This window comes from Lentzea sp. JNUCC 0626 (assembly GCF_043632865.1).
GTDB lineage: Bacteria > Actinomycetota > Actinomycetes > Mycobacteriales > Pseudonocardiaceae > Lentzea.
The window spans coordinates 8,951,720-8,967,948 of the sequence record NZ_CP171635.1 but is presented as its reverse complement, the minus strand read 5'-3'; the positions used below and the strand labels follow the sequence as shown (position 1 = coordinate 8,967,948).

Annotated in this window: 18 protein-coding genes and 1 pseudogene; 2 read left to right on the top strand and 17 right to left on the bottom strand. The window is 68.5% G+C overall.

Features of this window, described 5'->3' with window-relative positions; translation table 11 throughout:
- Window positions 1-119: 119 nt before the first annotated feature.
- The gene (locus JNUCC0626_RS42025; protein WP_394616198.1) at window positions 120-692 is read left to right on the top strand and encodes a hypothetical protein; all 573 of its coding nucleotides are present in this window, start codon (window positions 120-122) and stop codon (window positions 690-692) included.
- Window positions 693-905: 213 nt separating this feature from the next.
- Here JNUCC0626_RS42025 and dprA read toward each other — a convergent pair whose 3' ends face one another.
- The 15 genes and pseudogenes from dprA to JNUCC0626_RS41950 form a co-directional block, all read right to left on the bottom strand.
- Window positions 906-2,015, bottom strand: a complete 1,110-nt coding sequence (gene dprA, locus JNUCC0626_RS42020) for a DNA-processing protein DprA (RefSeq protein ID WP_394622217.1) — start codon at window positions 2,013-2,015, stop codon at window positions 906-908.
- 373 nt (window positions 2,016-2,388) lie between these two features.
- A complete protein-coding gene (locus JNUCC0626_RS42015) occupies window positions 2,389-3,909 on the bottom strand; it encodes a YifB family Mg chelatase-like AAA ATPase (RefSeq protein ID WP_394616197.1) in 1,521 nt (506 codons plus the stop codon).
- A gap of 1 nt (window position 3,910) precedes the next feature.
- Complete coding sequence (locus JNUCC0626_RS42010; RefSeq protein WP_394616196.1) at window positions 3,911-4,276, bottom strand: YraN family protein; 366 nt, start codon at window positions 4,274-4,276, stop codon at window positions 3,911-3,913.
- A gap of 249 nt (window positions 4,277-4,525) precedes the next feature.
- Window positions 4,526-4,849, bottom strand: a complete 324-nt coding sequence (locus JNUCC0626_RS42005; RefSeq protein WP_030479657.1) for a DUF2469 domain-containing protein — start codon at window positions 4,847-4,849, stop codon at window positions 4,526-4,528.
- Entirely contained in the window at window positions 4,849-5,640 is a 792-nt protein-coding gene (locus JNUCC0626_RS42000) for a ribonuclease HII (RefSeq protein ID WP_394616195.1), read from the bottom strand. Before JNUCC0626_RS42000 ends, JNUCC0626_RS42005 begins: the two co-directional genes overlap by 1 nt.
- Window positions 5,637-6,503, bottom strand: coding sequence for a signal peptidase I (gene lepB / locus JNUCC0626_RS41995; protein ID WP_394616194.1), 867 nt, complete (start codon window positions 6,501-6,503; stop codon window positions 5,637-5,639). Before lepB (JNUCC0626_RS41995) ends, JNUCC0626_RS42000 begins: the two co-directional genes overlap by 4 nt.
- Before the next feature lie 65 nt (window positions 6,504-6,568).
- Window positions 6,569-7,249: pseudogene (gene lepB, locus JNUCC0626_RS41990) on the bottom strand (signal peptidase I); the annotation flags it as partial.
- 3 nt (window positions 7,250-7,252) lie between these two features.
- Window positions 7,253-7,612 carry a 50S ribosomal protein L19 gene (gene rplS / locus JNUCC0626_RS41985; protein ID WP_394616193.1) on the bottom strand — a complete coding sequence of 120 codons (360 nt, stop codon included), beginning with the start codon at window positions 7,610-7,612 and terminating at the stop codon, window positions 7,253-7,255.
- A gap of 151 nt (window positions 7,613-7,763) precedes the next feature.
- A complete protein-coding gene (trmD, locus tag JNUCC0626_RS41980; protein ID WP_394616192.1) occupies window positions 7,764-8,510 on the bottom strand; it encodes a tRNA (guanosine(37)-N1)-methyltransferase TrmD in 747 nt (248 codons plus the stop codon).
- A complete protein-coding gene (gene rimM, locus JNUCC0626_RS41975; RefSeq protein WP_394616191.1) occupies window positions 8,500-9,015 on the bottom strand; it encodes a ribosome maturation factor RimM in 516 nt (171 codons plus the stop codon). Before rimM ends, trmD begins: the two co-directional genes overlap by 11 nt.
- 19 nt (window positions 9,016-9,034) lie before the next feature.
- The gene (locus JNUCC0626_RS41970; RefSeq protein WP_030468017.1) at window positions 9,035-9,274 is read right to left on the bottom strand and encodes an RNA-binding protein; all 240 of its coding nucleotides are present in this window, start codon (window positions 9,272-9,274) and stop codon (window positions 9,035-9,037) included.
- Complete coding sequence (gene rpsP, locus JNUCC0626_RS41965) at window positions 9,271-9,714, bottom strand: 30S ribosomal protein S16 (RefSeq protein ID WP_191303055.1); 444 nt, start codon at window positions 9,712-9,714, stop codon at window positions 9,271-9,273. Before rpsP ends, JNUCC0626_RS41970 begins: the two co-directional genes overlap by 4 nt.
- Window positions 9,715-9,839: 125 nt before the next feature.
- Window positions 9,840-10,571 (bottom strand): LamB/YcsF family protein, encoded by a 732-nt coding sequence (locus JNUCC0626_RS41960; RefSeq protein WP_394616190.1) that lies wholly within the window; start codon window positions 10,569-10,571, stop codon window positions 9,840-9,842.
- Window positions 10,571-11,347, bottom strand: a complete 777-nt coding sequence (locus tag JNUCC0626_RS41955; RefSeq protein ID WP_394616189.1) for a CPBP family intramembrane glutamic endopeptidase — start codon at window positions 11,345-11,347, stop codon at window positions 10,571-10,573. Before JNUCC0626_RS41955 ends, JNUCC0626_RS41960 begins: the two co-directional genes overlap by 1 nt.
- Window positions 11,348-11,569: 222 nt before the next feature.
- A complete protein-coding gene (locus tag JNUCC0626_RS41950; RefSeq protein ID WP_394616188.1) occupies window positions 11,570-12,451 on the bottom strand; it encodes an RNA polymerase sigma-70 factor in 882 nt (293 codons plus the stop codon).
- Between the two features lie 111 nt (window positions 12,452-12,562).
- Here JNUCC0626_RS41950 and JNUCC0626_RS41945 point away from each other — a divergent pair, with 111 nt between their 5' ends.
- Entirely contained in the window at window positions 12,563-13,039 is a 477-nt protein-coding gene (locus tag JNUCC0626_RS41945; protein ID WP_394616187.1) for a carboxymuconolactone decarboxylase family protein, read from the top strand.
- A gap of 489 nt (window positions 13,040-13,528) precedes the next feature.
- Here the strand turns inward: JNUCC0626_RS41945 and JNUCC0626_RS41940 are convergent, their stop codons facing one another.
- Together JNUCC0626_RS41940 and ffh are read right to left on the bottom strand one after the other, a co-directional pair.
- The gene (locus JNUCC0626_RS41940; RefSeq protein WP_394622216.1) at window positions 13,529-14,584 is read right to left on the bottom strand and encodes an amidohydrolase family protein; all 1,056 of its coding nucleotides are present in this window, start codon (window positions 14,582-14,584) and stop codon (window positions 13,529-13,531) included.
- A gap of 2 nt (window positions 14,585-14,586) precedes the next feature.
- The gene (gene ffh / locus JNUCC0626_RS41935; protein ID WP_394616186.1) at window positions 14,587-16,140 is read right to left on the bottom strand and encodes a signal recognition particle protein; all 1,554 of its coding nucleotides are present in this window, start codon (window positions 16,138-16,140) and stop codon (window positions 14,587-14,589) included.
- Window positions 16,141-16,229 lie beyond the last annotated feature (89 nt).

The window sequence follows — 16,229 nt, the reverse complement described above, 5'->3', positions numbered from 1 at the left end:
TATCGCCACACCCTCGCCCCATTTGAGAGCGCTCTCATGATCGTGAACACGATAACGTTTCAACTCCCTGTGACGAGCAGGGGTTTGGCGGCACGCACAGATCACCTTTCGGAGTAGTGATGGCAGCCAGCACCACCGTCCGAACAGCCGACGACCTCGCGCGCCACGTGGTGCGCAAGATCGCCCCTGAGGAGCTGCCGTCGTTCGACGTCGTGGCCGCTCCCTACCTGGAGAACCCCAGGCAGGCCGAACGCCGCCTGCGCCAGGCCCACGACGACCCGATCGGCTTCGGCCTGGGAGACGTCGTGGCCATGGCCACACCAGTGATCGCCCTGGTGTCCGGCAGCGTGATCACCGCCGTCTCCGACAGCATCGGCACGGCCGTCCGCGACGGCATGACCAGCGCCGTCCGCAAGGCCTGGCGCAAGATGCGAGGCAAGCCCGACGAACCACTGGCCTTGCCGTCCACCCCGCTCACCACCGCCCAACTGGCCGAAGTGCGCCAGATCGCCCTGGAACGCGCCCTCTCGCTGGGCATGAAGCAACAGAAGGCCGACGCGCTGGCAGACGCCGTCATCGCCGCCCTCGTGCTGCGCGACGCCGACCAGGCCGACACCGACCAGTCCGACGCAGGCCAAGGTGACCCGGACGACGACCAGCCCAGGCGCAAGGGCGGCGGCACATCCAGATGACGGAAGCAAGAGCCCCGTCCCCGAGGCAGGCTGGAGGTCGTCCTTGAGCTCCTACTGGCGTCGAGTCGACCTCGGGCCACCCGAATGCGGACCTTGCTGAACTACGCCGTGCCGGTTGGCCGCTTGGCGGGGCGGCTGACTGCACGCGGTCTTGCGGGCCTGGCCGATCAGGCGGCTTGACGCCGGCCCGCTCTATCCACAGTGGACTCTTGCTCACCCCGGTTCCAGCTTCTGCCAGCCTTCGTCGAGGCGGAGTGCCAGTCCGGCGAGCTCCAACTCGGGCAACAGCGCTCGAACCCGTTCCAGCGGCACGCCTGACTCGACTGACACGACCTCGGCACTCAGGCCGCGTCGCTTGCCCAAGGCCTCGTAGACGCGCATGGCCTCTCCTTGTGGGGTGCCGAGGTCGCTCTCCTTCTCGGCGGGTTGGGTGGCGAGGTCGTCGCCGAAACGTCCGATCGACTCCACGACCTCGGCGATCGAACTGACTGACACGGCCCGTCCGTCCCGCAGCAACTCGTGGCAACCGACGGAACTCGCCGACGTGACGGGGCCTGGCACCACCATCAGCTGCCGTCCCAGGGCGAGCGTGATCGCCGCGGTGTTCTTGGCCCCGCTGCGACGCCCCGCCTCCACGACGACGGTGCCGCCGCCGAGGGCGGCGATGAGGCGGTTGCGGGTGAGGAAGCGGTGCCGCGCGGGCATCACGCCCGGTGCGTACTCGCTGACGATCAAGCCCTCCAGCGCGATCTTGGCGAGCAAGCCCTGGTGTCCGCCGGGGTAGGCGGTGTCGGCGCCGCAGGCCAGCACCGCGATCGTCATGCCGCCGGCGTGGAGTGCGCCGCGGTGGGCTGCGCCGTCGATGCCGTATGCGGCACCGGAAACGACCGTCGTGCCCGTCAACGCCAGCCCGTAGGCGAACTCGGCGGCGACGTGCTCTCCGTACGCGGTGGAGGCGCGCGAGCCGACTATTGCCACCGCCTTGTCCACTACGTCGGCGAGGAAGTGCGGGCCGCGCACCCACAGGGCCAGGGGTTCGCCGCCGCAGCGGAGGGCGGCGATGTTCTCCAGTGCCAGCAACGGCCAGCGGGGCCACTCCTCGTCCTCGGGGACCACCAGGCGGCCACCCAGTTTGGCGATGGTGGCCAGGTCGGCTTCGGCGCGTTCTTCGGCTCGCCTCGCGGAGGTCTGGCTGGCCACGGTGGGCGAAATTTCGCCGGAGCGCACGCGGGCTGCCGCCTCTACCGGACCGACCTCCTTGACGAACGCGGCCAGCGCTGCCGGGTAGGGCTCGGCCACTCGGGAGAGGTAGGCCCTGGCCAGGCGGACGGTGTCGGACGCCCGTCTGGCGGAAGGGGTTGCGGGCGGTTCGGTGGCGGAAGGGGTTCCGGGCGGCTCGGTGGCGGAGCGGGTTGCGGGCGGATCTGTGGTGGTCATCGGAACCACCGCCACGGGAGCCAGCGTTGCCAGGGGTCGAGGGTCCAGGGGTGTGGAGGGCTGGCGCCTGAGGTGCGCTTTCGGACTGTGCAGCTCAGGCGGAGAAGGGCGGCGGTCGGGGTTGGGGTGGGGAGGTGGGTGGTCACGGTGGCTCCTCGGGGGTGAGGAGCGGGTCGCCCGCCGGGGACGGGCGGGCGACCCGCTCAGGGGGCCGGCGCGCGGAGTGGGAGTGGGGTCCGCGGCCGGCGGTTCTGGTGGGCTAAGGAGCCCTTCGTTCTCGGAACTGCAGGGCGGCTGCGACGTGGTCCTGGGTGGGGCGGTCGACTTCGGCCAGGTCGGCGAGCGTCCAGGCGACCCTCAGGCAGCGGTCGGCTCCCCGGCCGGTCAGGGCCCCTATGGCCAGGGCTTTGTCCAGGAGGGCCGTCGTCGTTCTCGGGAGGGCGAACTCTCGTCTCAGCGACGGGCCAGGGACCTGGGAGTTGGAGGGCCAGGTGTGGCCGTGGGAGGACCAGCGGGTGGCTGCTCGCTGCCTGGCTTTGAGGACTCTCGCCCTCACCAAGGCTGTGGGTTCCGGCGGGGCTGCTTCGGCGTTGGACATGGCCGTGGTGGCCCTCATGCGGACGCGCAGGTCCACGCGGTCCAGCAGGGGACCGCTCAGTTTGGCCTGGTAGCGGCGGCGAGCTGTGATGGTGCAGATGCAGTCGATCTCTTTGGGCGGGGCGCAGGGGCACGGGTTGGTGGCGAGGATCAGCTGGAAGCGGGCCGGGTAGCGGGCTATGCCGTCTCGTCTCGGGATGCGGACCTCGCCCTCCTCCAGGGCGGTGCGGAGGGTGTCGATGGTCTTCTGGCCGAACTCGCAGGCCTCGTCCAGGAAGAGGACTCCCTTGTGGGCCTTGGAGGCGGCGCCTGGTTTGGCCATGCCACTGCCGCCGCCTATCAGGGCAGCTATCGAGGTCGTGTGGTGGACGTTCACGAAGGGCGGCGTGGCCACCAAGGGGTAGTCGGAGGACAGGACACCGGCCACCGAGTGGACGGCCGTCACCGCCAGGGATTCTTGCCGGGTCAGGGGTGGAAGCAGGCCCGGCAGGCGTTCGGCCAGCATGGTCTTGCCTGTGCCTGGCGGGCCCGTCAGGCACAGGTGGTGGGCACCTGCGGCGGCCACCTCCAGGGCCCAGCGGGCTTCGGGTTGACCCACGACGTCTGCCAGGTCCGGGACGGGTGGTGCGGGCGGGTCTGGTGCCGGCGGCGGGGATTGGAGGGTGATGTCGCCGCCTCTCAGCCAGGCCAGGGCTTCGGCGAGGGTGTTCGCGCCGTGCAGGGTCACGCCGTCCACCAAGGCCGCTTCCGGAAGGGAGTCCACCGGGACGATGGCCGCGTGCAGGCCTGCCCTGCGGGCGGCCAGGAGGGACGGGAGCACGCCTCTGATCGGGCGGACGCGGCCGTCCAGGGCGAGTTCGCCCAGCAGGACCGTGGTGGCGAGGCGGTCCGCGGGGACCTTGCCTGCGGCGGCGAGGGTCGCGCAGGCGATGGCCAGGTCGTAGCTGCTGCCGCCCTTGGGGAGGTTGGCCGGGGAGAGGCCCAGGACGATGCGTTGCTGGGGCCACTCCTCGTCGCTGTTGCGGACCGCTGCTTTGACGCGCTCCTTGGATTCGTGCAGGGCTGCGTCCGGGAGGCCCAGGAGGTGGGTCCGGGGTTGGCCCGCGCCCACGTCGGCCTCGATTTCGACCGCGATGCCGTCCACGCCGTAGAGGGCGACCGACCAGACTCGTGCCAGGCCCATCTCAGGCTCCCCGCAGGTGTTGCAGGGTGGGTTCGCCGTGGGCGGGCCAGGTGATGGAGATCAGGTCCACGCGGACCTCGCACCAGCCGACGTGGTGGGCGGCGAGCCAGCGGAGCGCGGTTCGGCGGAGGCGGGAGAGCTTGCGCTGGTCCACGGCCTCGTCGGGGCGCCCCCAGCGCGGGGTGCTTCTGGTCTTGACCTCGCAGACGACGAGGCGGCCGTCTTCTACTGCCACCACGTCGAGTTCGCCGTCTCGGCAGGTCCAGTTGCGGGACAGGACGACCAGGCCCTGGCCTTCCAGATACCTGCACGCGAGGTCCTCGCCCTGTCTGCCCTTCTCCTGCTGCCTGGTCTCGGCCAGTGCCACTGTGCTCGCCTCCCTGCGGGTCGTTGGAGACGACAGTGCCGGGCTGGGAGGGGTGTGCGGTGGGGGCGCCGGGAATCTGTGGACAACTCGGCGGCTGTGGACAAGTCGGCCGTTGTGGATGTTGGAACGGCAGAATTGTCAGAGGGGTGTGCTAGCGCGGCAGGACAAGGCGCGGTGGGGCCAGGCTGGACATGGCGCCGCCCTCGCTCCCGCGTGCTGGGCACGAGGGGCGAGGGCGGGGTTGGTCTTCTAGCTGGGGAACGGACCGCTTTCCGGCAGGCGGAGATCCGGCTTGTCCAGCTCCTCCACGTTCACGTCCTTGAACGTGATGACACGAACGTTCTTGACGAACCTCGCGGGGCGGTACATGTCCCACACCCACGCGTCCGACATGCGCACCTCGAAGTACACCTCGCCGTCGGCGTTGCGCACCTGCACGTCCACCGAGTTGGCCAGGTAGAAACGCCGTTCGGTCTCCACGACGAACGAGAACTGGCTGACTATGTCGCGGTACTCCTTGTACAGCGACAGCTCCATCTCGGTCTCGTACTTTTCGAGATCCTCTGCACTCATTACGCCTCCGCGCGGGTCATCTGCTCCGCGCCCTCCCTCGTCGCGAGCTCCCCGGCGTCAGCCGGGGCTGCATCATTCTGGACCACGGTGGTCGCGGTCGTGCCGCGCGCCACCCTGTGCGGCGCGGCGAGACCGTGCTTAACGGCCGCTGCTGCCACATTTACATACGACCAGCGGTGCTCTGCACACGGGCCGTGTTCCATCAACGCTGCCGTGTGTTCTGGTGTGCAGTAGCCCTTGTGGACGTTGAATCCGTACTGCGGGTGCCGGGCGTGCAGGTCGGCCATGATCCGGTCTCTTGTGACCTTGGCCAGCACTGATGCCGCTGCCACGCAGGCTGCTGCCTGGTCGCCTTTGAGCACCGCCACGTTCGGGGCGGGCATGCCCGGCACCTTGAAGCCGTCCGTCAGGACGTAGCCGGGGTGGGTCGCCATCTGGGCCACGGCTCGGCGCATACCCTCGATGTTCATGACGTGGATGCCCAGCCAGTCGATGTCGGCGGGCGAAACGACCACTATCGAGTGATCCAAGGCACGCTTCAGGACCAGGTCGTACATCCGATCGCGTGCTGCTGCCGTCATGAGCTTCGAGTCGTTGAGGCCCTCGAAGCGGGCAGCATCACCCGGTCGAAGGACGCACGCGGCGATCACGAGGGGGCCCGCGCACGGGCCGCGGCCTGCCTCGTCCACGCCGGCCACCGGGCCGAGACCTCGGCGTTCGAGGGTGCTCTGCAGGGCCCAGTTGCCCGTCGAGCCCCGCACGACGGCGCGGGGCGGCATCAGCATGGTCATCGGCGGAATCGGTCTCGCACTCGGCGTCCGAGCAGGAGGAGCGGCCACGCACCGACGATACCGAGGCCCAGCGGGGCGCTCTCCTGCCAGCCCGGCGCGCTCATCGCGACGGTCTGCGGGTTGTGGTCCGACACCCCGCCCCACCTCGACGGCGGCAGCACGATCACGCGTGCCTTGCCGATCACGTCGTCCACCGGGACCAGGCCGTTCAGGCCGCCCTGGCCCTGGCAGCGCGAGTCGCACGAGTGGTTGCGGTTGTCGCCGAGCACGAACAGCATGCCGTCGGGGATCTTGAGCTCCTCGAACGACTCCTGCTCGGCCGGCGTGCCCTCGTCGTAGTGCTTGTAGGGCTCGTCGAGCGGTTTGCCGTCGACCGTCACGCGGTTCTGCTCGTCGCAGCACTTCACGGTCTGGCCGCCGACGGCGATCACGCGCTTGACGAAGTCCTCCTCGTTCGCCGACGGCAGACCCACCAGCGAACCGAGCCACGACAACGCCTGCGAGACCGGGTTCGTCGGCTCGTCGGAGATGAAGTCGTTCTGCCACGACGGCGGCCCGCGGAACACGATCACGTCGCCCGGCGCCGGATCGGTGAAGCGGAAAGTCACCTTGTCCACCAGCACCCGGTCGCCGTAGCAGTCGGTGCACCCGTGCAGCGTCGTCTCCATCGACTCGGACGGGATCATGTAGACCCGGCCGAGGAAGATCTGGATGCCGATCGCGAGGCCGAACGCGACCAGGATGAGGACGGGCAGTTCCTTCCAGAAGTTGCCCTTTTTCTTCTGCTTCTTCGCTGGCTTGTCCGAAGCGTCCGAACCGGGCTCGTCGGCTGGCGGGTTCTGCTCTGGAGCGTCGTCGACCACGAGATCAGCCTAGGGGCTGGGGGGTTGTGATCCGACACAACACTCCACCGATCTTTGGGGAAAACGACGTACCGGGCTTTGCCGATGACGTTTTCGACCGGCACTGTGCCCGCTACGCCCCCACCGCCCTGTTTGCGCGAGTCGGTGGAGTTCATCCGGTTGTCCCCCATGACGAACAATCGTCCCTCCGGCACGCGCACCGGATCGAACGGCTGGTGGTCCGCGGGCGAACTTCCGGCCTGCCAATGCACATAGGGCTCGTCGAGCGGTTTGCCGTCCACAACAACACGGTGCTGCTCGTCGCAACACATCACCGTCTGGCCGGGCAACGCGATGACGCGCTTCACGAAGTCACGCTCGTTCGCGGGCGCGATGCCCAGCAACGAACCGATGTTCCGCACGAAACCCGCGACGGGATTGGTCGACGGCGGGGTGCGGAAGTCCGTGGTCGTCCACGCCTCGGGGCCGCGGAACACGACGACCTCGCCGGGCTCGATGTCACCGAACCGGTAGACGATCTTGTCGACCAGCACGCGGTCGTTCTCGCAGCCGGTGCACCCGTGCAGGGTCGCTTCCATGGACGCCGAGGGGATCACGTAGACCCGCGCCACGAACGCCTGGATGAGCACCGTCAGCACGACGGCCGTCACGACGACGTACAGGACTTCTCTCCAAACAGGAGTACGCCCCCGCTCCGGTTCGTCCGGTGCGGAGGCGTCCTCGAAGTCCTCTGGGCTCGAAGCCACCGATCAGGAGACCGGCTTGGCCTCGCGCTTCTCCTTGATCTTGGCGGCCTTGCCGCGCAGGTCGCGGAGGTAGTACAGCTTGGCGCGACGCACGTCACCGCGGGTGACGACCTCGACCTCGGCGATGTTCGGGGTGTGCACCGGGAAGGTGCGCTCGACGCCGACACCGAACGAGACCTTGCGGACGGTGAAGGTCTCGCGGATGCCGCCGCCCTGGCGACGGATCACGACGCCCTGGAACACCTGGACGCGCTCGCGCGAGCCCTCGATGACGCGGACGTGGACCTTCAGCGTGTCACCGGCGCGGAACGCCGGGATGTCAGTGCGCAGCGACTGGGCGTCGAGTGCGTCCAGGATGTTCATCGGTGTTCCTCACGTGTCTTGAACTCCCCAGAGCATGTTCCATGTCTGTGCACGACATGATGGGGGTCGGTTTGTGTGCGCACGCCGACGTCACACCGGCTGCGGCAACTGGTCCAGTGTGCCAGACCAGGCCTTCCGGAACGAAATCGGGCTACTCCCCACCCTCGCGCAGGCGCGTGAGCAGGGCGCGGTCGTGCTTGTCGAAAGCAGTCGCGGGCAACGATTCCAGCAGGTCAGGACGCCGTTCGAAGGTCCGGACGAGGGACTGGTCACGCCGCCAGCGGTCGATCTTCTTGTGATTGCCGGACCGCAGCACGTCCGGCACCTCCAGGTCGCGCCACACCAACGGCCGCGTGTAGCTCGGCCCTTCGAGCAGCCCGTCCTGGAACGAGTCCTCAGCATGTGACTTCGGGTTCCCGAGCACGCCGGGCAGCAGCCGTGCGACCGCTTCCACGATCGCGAGCACCGCCACCTCACCGCCGACGAGCACGTAGTCGCCGATGGACACCTCATCAACGCGCACGCGCCGACGAGCGTCATCCACCACACGCTGGTCGATACCTTCGTAGCGACCACACGCGAAGACGAGGTGCGACTCGTCCGCGTACTCGTGCGCCAACGCTTGCGTGAACGGACGTCCAGCCGGCGTGGGCACGATGAGACGCGTCTCGTCCGTGCACACGTCGTCCAGGGCATGACCCCAGATGTCGGCCTTCATGACCATGCCCGGACCGCCGCCGTACGGGCTGTCGTCGACAGCCTTGTGCACGTCTTCGGTCCAGTCGCGCAGGTCGTGCACGCCGACGCTGATCAGGCCGCGGTCGATCGCCTTCCCGAGCAACGCCGCGCGCAACGGCGCGAGGTACTCGGGAAAGATCGTGACGACGTCAATCTGCATCGAGCAGACCCTCTGGCGGGTCGATCACGACACGGCCGCCGCGCACGTCCACGGTGGGCACGATCTCGCGCACGAACGGGATCAGCGCCTCGCCCTTGTCACGGATGACGACGAGCAGTTCACCGCCCGGTCCGTGCAGGATCTCCTTGACCGTGCCGATCTTCGTGCCGTCGACGAGTTCGGCCGCGAGCCCTTCGAGCTCGTGGTCGTAGAACTCGTCGGGGTCGCCGGTCGGCGGCAGGTCGTCGGTGCTGCCCAGCAACAACGTGCCGCGCAACGCCTCCGCGACGTCCCGCGTGAGGACTTCCTCGAAACGCACGAGCAGCCGCCCGGCGTGAGGCCGGGCGGCTGACACGGTGAGGCTTCGGGACGTGCCGTCACGCAGTTTGGCTTGCATCGTCCTCCCGACCGCGAAGCGCAGTTCGGGAGAATCGGTGCGCACGTCAACGGCTAGTTCGCCGGTGATCCCGTGCGCCTTGGCCACACGGCCGACAACGACGTCCATTTGCCCTTAACAGCTTCGATCAGCGGTCGGTGTCGACGACGTCGACCCGCACGCCACGACCGCCGATACCGGCCATCACGGTGCGCAGAGCCGTCGCGGTGCGACCGCCACGACCGATCACCTTGCCGAGGTCGTCCGGGTGGACGTGGACCTCGAGGGTGCGGCCGCGGCGGGTCGTGACGAGGTTCACCCGGACGTCGTCCGGGTGGTCGACGATGCCGCGAACGAGGTGTTCGAGGGCGTCAGCCAACAAACTCACGCCTCGTCCTTGGGCGCCTCGGCGTCAGCCTTGGGCGCGTCGTCGGCCTTCTTGGCCTTCTTCGCCTTCGGCGTGGTGGCCTCGGTCATCGGCTCCTCGTTCGCGGCGGCGAGCGCGGCGGCGAACAGGTCGGCCTTGGAGGTCTTGGGCTCCTTGACGCGCAGGGTGCCCTCGGTGCCCGGCAGGCCCTTGAACTTCTGCCAGTCACCGGTGATCTCCAGCAGGCGCTGGACGGACTCGGTCGGCTGCGCGCCGACACCCAGCCAGTACTGCGCGCGCTCGGAGTCGACCGCGATGAACGACGGCTCTTCCTTGGGGTGGTACTTGCCGATCGTCTCGATGGCCTTGCCGTCGCGACGGGTGCGCGCGTCGGCGACCACGATGCGGTAGTACGGCTGGCGGATCTTGCCGAGACGCTGAAGCTTGATCTTGACGGCCATTGGCCTGGTACTCCTCGAGAGCTCTGTGTTGATGGTTCGCACGGCCGTGGCCCGGGCAGAGGGGCCGACCACGACGGACAGCGGGCAATTGTGCCAGATGGGGGCCGGTGGATCCGAATCGGGTCCTACGCGAACGGCGTGACGGCCCCGAGCGCTTCCCGCACGGCACGCGCGTGCGCGACGGCTCCCGGCGTGTCGCCGTGCACGCACAACGACTCGGCCTGCGTCTTGAGCACCGTGCCGTCGACCGCGACGATCTCGCCGTCGAGCAGCCTGGTGGCCCGTTCGACGACGGCGGCGGTGTCGGTGAGCAGCGCACCGGGCTGACTGCGGGGCACCAGCGTGCCCTCGGGCGTGTAGCCGCGGTCCGCGAACGCCTCCTGGACGCCCCGCAGGCCCGCCGCCGACGCCTTCTCCAGCAACTGCGAACCGGGCAGACCGAGGATCGGCAGGTCCTTGAAGGCCCGTACGCCGTTCACGACGGCCTGAGCCTGTGCAGCGTGATGCACCGTGGCGTTGTACAGCGCGCCGTGTGGCTTCACGTACACGACCTCGGTGCCTGCTGCTCGTGCGCACGCATCGAGTGCGCCGATCTGATAGAGCACCTCGTCGGCCAACTCCACGGGGTCCGCGTCGATGAACCGGCGGCCGAACCCGGCGAGGTCGCGGTACGAGACCTGCGCACCGATGCGAACTCCGTTGCGTGCGGCTTCCTCACACACACGACGCATCGTGGACGGATCGCCGGCGTGGAACCCGCACGCGACGTTCGCGCTGCTGATGACGCCCAGCAACGCGGTGTCGTCGCCGAGCTGCCAGATGCCGAAGCCCTCGCCGAGGTCGCTGTTCAGGTCCATCAGATGACCCCGACCGAGAGCAGCAGCAGGGACAGGCCGGGCAGGAAGTTGTTCAGCACGTGCGCCACCATGCTCGCCCCGAGGCTGCGGGTGATCAGCCGGGCCACGCCGATCGGGATGGCGATCACCAGCAGCAACCACGTGCGCTGCGGTTCGAGGTGGCTCACCGCGAAGATCACCGTGGTCAGCACGAACGCCGCCCACCGGCTCCAGCCCTGCCGTTCGACCGCGCCCCAGAGCAGACCGCGGAAGATGATCTCCTCGCAGATCGGCCCGATGAAGCTCATGTAGACGAACATCGTGATGGCGGCGGACAGCGGGAGGTTCGCCTGGTTGAAGAGCTCGCCGATGGCGCTCGTGGCGTTGTCCTTGCCGACGATCGTCCCCCACAGCCACGCGGCGAAGTAGGTGAAGACCAGGCCGATCACGCCGATCTTGAGACCGAAGACCACGTCCGCCTTGGTCAGGCTGAGCCGCAGGTCGATCACCGGGCCGTTGCCGCGCACGTACGTGATCACGATCGCGAGCCCGGCCGCGAGCATGATCGGCACCAGCGAGCCGACCAGCACCAGCGTCGGCGACGACTCGAGCGTCGCGCCGAAACTCGAGCCCACGGCCGTGATGAACACGGCGCTCAGGATGAAGACGGCCTCGACCAGCAGGAACGCGCCGAAACCCCAGCGCTGGCCCACCCGCTCGGGCTCCGGGTTGCGGCTGATGTCCCGCAACGTCTCGATGAGGCCGTTGCTCGGCTTCACGGATTCCGGCTCACTCACACTCTGCAATTTAGTCACGCCACGTCCGCCGGCGGAGGAACAGCAGGCACTGGCACTCTCATGATCAGCCCACCTCGCGTTCGACGCCGCCGCCCGGAATTCCGAGGTTACTGTGCGGCACAGCGGGAAACCGGACCAACCACCTGGACAAAAGTTGGTCAGATCGGGTTCCCGCCGGTTGTCCTAGTTCCTGGTGGTTGGATCGGCGTACAGACGCTGCTACTAAACCCCTCGGCGCAATGCCGTCTGCTCCGCCATGTGCGTGAGCTTGGCCGGGTTGCGGACCGCGTACAGGCCGCTGATCAGGCCGTCCTCCATCCGGACGGCGATCACCGTGTCGAGTTCGCCACCAAATCGCACGACCAGCGCCGGGTGGCCGTTGACCTGCGCGGGCTCCATCGTCCAGCCGCTGAACTTGAGCAGCCCGCCGACCAGCAACCGCGCCACCTTCGAGGCACCGACGATCGGCCGCGGCACCGCCTGCTTCACGCCGCCGCCGTCACCGAGCAGCACGACGTCGGGCGCCAGCAGGTCCAGCAACGCCTGGAGATCACCCGTTTCGGTGGCGCGTTGGAACGCGGCCAAAGCCTCACGCGACTGCTGTTGCGTCACGACCTCACGCGGACGGCGCGCAGCCACGTGCGACCGTGCGCGATGGGCGATCTGGCGGACAGCGGCGGCGTTCTTGTCCACGGCGGACGCGATCTCGTCGTACTCCAGCCCGAACACCTCACGCAGCACGAACACCGCTCGCTCGGTCGGCGTGAGCGTCTCCAGAACGAGCATCATCGCCATCGACACGCTGTCCGCGAGCTCCACGTCCTCGGCGACGTCCGGCGTGGTCAGCAACGGCTCCGGCAACCACGACCCGACGTACGACTCCTTGCGCCTGCCGAGCGTGCGCAGCCGCCCGAGGGCCTGCCGCGTCACGATCCGCACCAGGTACGCCCGGTGGTTCTCCACGCCCGAGTGCTCAACCCCGGACCACCGCAGCCACGTCTCCTGCAACACGTCCTCGGCGTCCGCGGCCGACCCGAGCATCTCGTAGGCGATCGTGAAGAGCAGGTTCCGATGACTGACGAACGCGTCGGTGGCGACATCCATGGCCACAAGACACCACTACACGCGCGTTTGTGACAGTGGCCCGGATCACAGTCACAGGATTCGGGGCTCCGGCATCTCGTGGTCGAAACGCCAACGAGGGAGGAACCCCAAATGGAACCGCGCATCAACTTCTTCGCCACCCAGACCGGCGCCAAGCTCGCGAAGCGGTTCGCGGGACTCAACGGCGTACTGCACGAGTCGACGCTGCCGAAGAGCGTGATCGAACTGGTGAGCCTGCGCGCGAGCCAGATCAACGGCTGCGGCCTGTGCCTCGACATGCACGTCAAGGAGGCCATCGCGAACGGCGAGGACCCGCTGCGCCTGCACCTGGTGGCGGGGTGGCGCGAGACGACGGTGTTCACCGACGCCGAACGGGCCGCGCTCGCACTCACCGAGGAGGGCACGCTGCTGACGCCTCAAGGCACCAGCGACGAGACCTGGGAGGCGGTGCGGAAGCACTTCGACGACGAGGAGACCGTCGCTCTGGTGACGCTGATCGGGCTGATCAACGCCGCGAACCGGTTGAACGTGATCACTCGGCAGAAGGGCGGGAACTACGAGGTGGGGGCGTTCGCGCAGCACGGCTGAGGGGCGGCGGGGGCAGGCTGACGCAAGGGTCCCCCTGGATGTTGGCTCCCCCGCAACCCACCGTACCGAGCAGGTCTGACACTCCCGCCCAACCGCAGTCGCCAACGCAAGGCGACCACCGTCTTGGCCAGGCGCGAGGTGCCAACCGGACAGCCACCAACGCAAGCCAACCACCTACGAAACCTGGCGTGGCGACGCGAAGCGAGCCCGAACGGGCTGATCAGCTCTGGGAACCGGTTCCGCCGTTCATGGCGATTGGGGCTTGACCTTGAGGGGCTGGATGCCAACCTGTCCGGTCCGGCCGGGGCGTACTACTCCCCGGCTTTGGAGGCCGCGAATGCATCCAGCTAGAGGCTCAAGGTCAAGCCCCAATCGCAACCCCGCTCACTTCGTCACTGCCTGATGGACCACCCTCGCAAGGCGACGGAACCCCAGGAACGCAACCCACCCCGCTGGAACGCAACGCCCCCGAACGCAAACCGACCCGCGTCAGTGAATCCGGCCCCGCAGCATGACCATCCGCGGTGACCGAAGAACCTCGAGGTTCTCCCGAGGATCCTCGTCATAAACGACGATGTCCGCCGCCGCCCCCTCGGTCAACGAAGGGAACCCAAGCCACTCCCGGGCGTTCCAAGAAGCCGCCCCAATGGCATCAACAGCGCTCATCCCCACCCCGCGCAACGCGACGATCTCGTCAACGATGCGCCCGTGCTGAATCCCCCCACCAGCATCAGTACCAGCGTAAACAGGGATCCCAGCCTCAACAGCGGAAGCCACCGTCCGCGACACGCGAGCGTGCAGATCACGCATGTGGTTCGCGTACTTCGGATACTTCCCGGCCTTCTCGGCGATGCCGGGAAAAGTCTCGATGTTGATCAAAGTGGGCACCAGGGCAGTGCCACGAGCGGCCATCAACGCGATCGTGTCGTCGGTGAGCCCCGTGCCGTGCTCGATGCAGTCGATGCCCGCGTTGATCAGGCCGGGCAGTGCGTCCTCGCCGAACACGTGGGCGGTGACCTTGGCACCGGCCGCGTGGGCGACCTTGATGGCCTGCGCCAGTTCGTCGTCTGTCCACAGTGGAGCCAGGTCGCCCTCGCCGCGGTCGATCCAGTCTCCGACGAGCTTCACCCAGCCGTCGCCGTCCGCGGCCTGCTCGGCCACGGCCGTCACCAGGTCGGTCTCCACCTCGACGCTGATGCCCGGGATGTAGCGCTTGGGCTTGGAGATGTGCTTGCCCGCGCGGACGATGCGCGGCAGGTCGAGGCGTTCCTGCAGCGGGCGGGTGTCGATCGGGGAGCCGCAGTCGCGGATCAGCAACGTGCCCGCGTCGCGGTCGGTGATCGCCTGTTCGACGGCCTCGGGCAGTTCGACGCCGCCTTGCGGGCCCAGGCCGACGTGGCAGTGCGCGTCGACCAGGCCCGGCACGAGGTAGCCGCCGTCCACGACGGTCTGCGCGTTCGGCACCGGGCGGGTGCGGACGCGGCCGTTGACGACCCACAGGTCCCGCGGTTCGCCGTCCGGCAGGACGACGCCGCGCAGGTGCATGGTCACTTCTTCTTGTCGTCCCCGTCGAACTTGAACTTCGACGGGTCGAAGCCGGGCGGGAGTTCGTTCATGCCGCCGCCGAGGCCAGGGATGTTCGGCATCCCGCCACCGGGAGGCATGCCGGGCATGCCGCCGGGGAACATGCCGGGCGGGAAGCCGCCCTTCATCTTCGGGGGCGTCGGGCCGCGGCCCTTGCCCTTCTTCCCCTTCTTGCCCTTGCGGGTCTTGCTGCCGCCACCGCCGCCGCCGAAGCCCATCCGGCCCGCCATCGACGCCATCATCTTGCGGGCCTCGAAGAAGCGGTTGACCAGGTCGTTGACGTCGCTGACCTTGACGCCCGAGCCGTTCGCGATGCGCAGCCGGCGGGAGCCGTTGATCATCTTGGGGTCGTCGCGCTCGGCCGGGGTCATGCCGCGGATGATCGCCTGGATGCGGTCGAGGTGTTTCTCGTCCAGCATGCCGAGCTGGTCCTTCATCTGACCGGCGCCGGGCAGCATGCCGAGCAGGTTCGCGATCGGGCCCATCTTGCGGATCGCGAGCATCTGCTCGAGGAAGTCCTCCAGCGTGAGCTGGCCGGTGTGCAGCTTCGCGGCGGCCTTCTCGGCCTGCTCCTGGTCGAAGTGCTGCTCGGCCTGCTCGATCAGCGTGAGGACGTCGCCCATGCCGAGGATGCGCGAGGCCATCCGGTCGGGGTGGAAGACGTCGAAGTCCTCGAGCTTCTCGCCGTTGGACGCGAAGAGGATCGGCTGGCCGGTGACCTCGCGGACCGACAGCGCCGCACCACCGCGGGCGTCGCCGTCGAGCTTCGTGAGCACGACACCGGTGAAGCCGACGCCATCGCGGAACGCCGTGGCGGTGTTGATCGCGTCCTGACCGACCATGGCGTCGACCACGAACAGGATCTCGTCCGGGTTGACGGCGGCCCGGATGTCGATGGCCTGCTGCATCATCTCCTCGTCCACGCCGAGCCGGCCGGCCGTGTCGACGAGGACGATGTCGTGCTGCTTGGCCTTGGCCTCGGCGATGCCCTGGCGCGAGACCTCGACCGGGTTGCCGACGCCGTTGCCGGGCTCGGGGGCGAACACGGGCACGCCCGCGCGCTCACCGACGACCTGGAGCTGCGTGACGGCGTTCGGGCGCTGCAGGTCGGCCGCGACGAGCAGCGGCGTGTGGCCCTGGCCCTTCAGCCACTTGGCCAGCTTGCCCGCGAGCGTCGTCTTACCGGCACCCTGCAGACCCGCCAGCATGATCACCGAGGGCGGGTTCTTGGCGAGGTTCAGCCGCCGCGTCTCGCCGCCGAGGACGTTGACGAGCTCCTCGTTGACGATCTTCACGACCTGCTGCGCCGGGTTCAGCGCCTGGTGGACCTCGGAACCCTTGGCCCGTTCCTTCACCTTGGCGATGAAGTTGCGGACGACGGGCAGCGCGACGTCGGCCTCGAGCAGGGCGACCCTGATCTCGCGGGCGGTCGCGTCGATGTCGGCGTCGCTGAGCCGGCCCTTGCCGCGAAGGCCCTGGAGAACCGTGGTCAGCCGGTCGGAAAGCGTGGAGAACACGCCCTCCACACTAGCCGTTCACGTCGTCCGGCCCGGTGTGCCTCCCCAGCTCGTGATGCAGGATGCAGCTCATGGGGCGAATCTTCCTC

Excerpts from the sequence above, each read along its gene's own strand:
- JNUCC0626_RS41950 (WP_394616188.1), bottom strand. The coding sequence starts at position 12,451 with ATGGATGTCGCCACCGACGCGTTCGTCAGTCATCGGAACCTGCTCTTC.
- JNUCC0626_RS41940 (WP_394622216.1), bottom strand. The coding sequence starts at position 14,584 with ATGCACCTGCGCGGCGTCGTCCTGCCGGACGGCGAACCGCGGGACCTG.
- rimM (WP_394616191.1), bottom strand. The coding sequence starts at position 9,015 with ATGGACGTCGTTGTCGGCCGTGTGGCCAAGGCGCACGGGATCACCGGC.
- trmD (WP_394616192.1), bottom strand. The coding sequence starts at position 8,510 with ATGCAGATTGACGTCGTCACGATCTTTCCCGAGTACCTCGCGCCGTTG.
- rplS (WP_394616193.1), bottom strand. The coding sequence starts at position 7,612 with ATGAACATCCTGGACGCACTCGACGCCCAGTCGCTGCGCACTGACATC.
- JNUCC0626_RS42025 (WP_394616198.1), top strand. The coding sequence starts at position 120 with ATGGCAGCCAGCACCACCGTCCGAACAGCCGACGACCTCGCGCGCCAC.
- JNUCC0626_RS42000 (WP_394616195.1), bottom strand. The coding sequence starts at position 5,640 with ATGACCATGCTGATGCCGCCCCGCGCCGTCGTGCGGGGCTCGACGGGC.
- rpsP (WP_191303055.1), bottom strand. The coding sequence starts at position 9,714 with ATGGCCGTCAAGATCAAGCTTCAGCGTCTCGGCAAGATCCGCCAGCCG.
- JNUCC0626_RS41960 (WP_394616190.1), bottom strand. The coding sequence starts at position 10,571 with ATGGACCTGAACAGCGACCTCGGCGAGGGCTTCGGCATCTGGCAGCTC.
- JNUCC0626_RS42005 (WP_030479657.1), bottom strand. The coding sequence starts at position 4,849 with ATGAGTGCAGAGGATCTCGAAAAGTACGAGACCGAGATGGAGCTGTCG.
- JNUCC0626_RS42015 (WP_394616197.1), bottom strand. The coding sequence starts at position 3,909 with ATGGGCCTGGCACGAGTCTGGTCGGTCGCCCTCTACGGCGTGGACGGC.
- JNUCC0626_RS41945 (WP_394616187.1), top strand. The coding sequence starts at position 12,563 with ATGGAACCGCGCATCAACTTCTTCGCCACCCAGACCGGCGCCAAGCTC.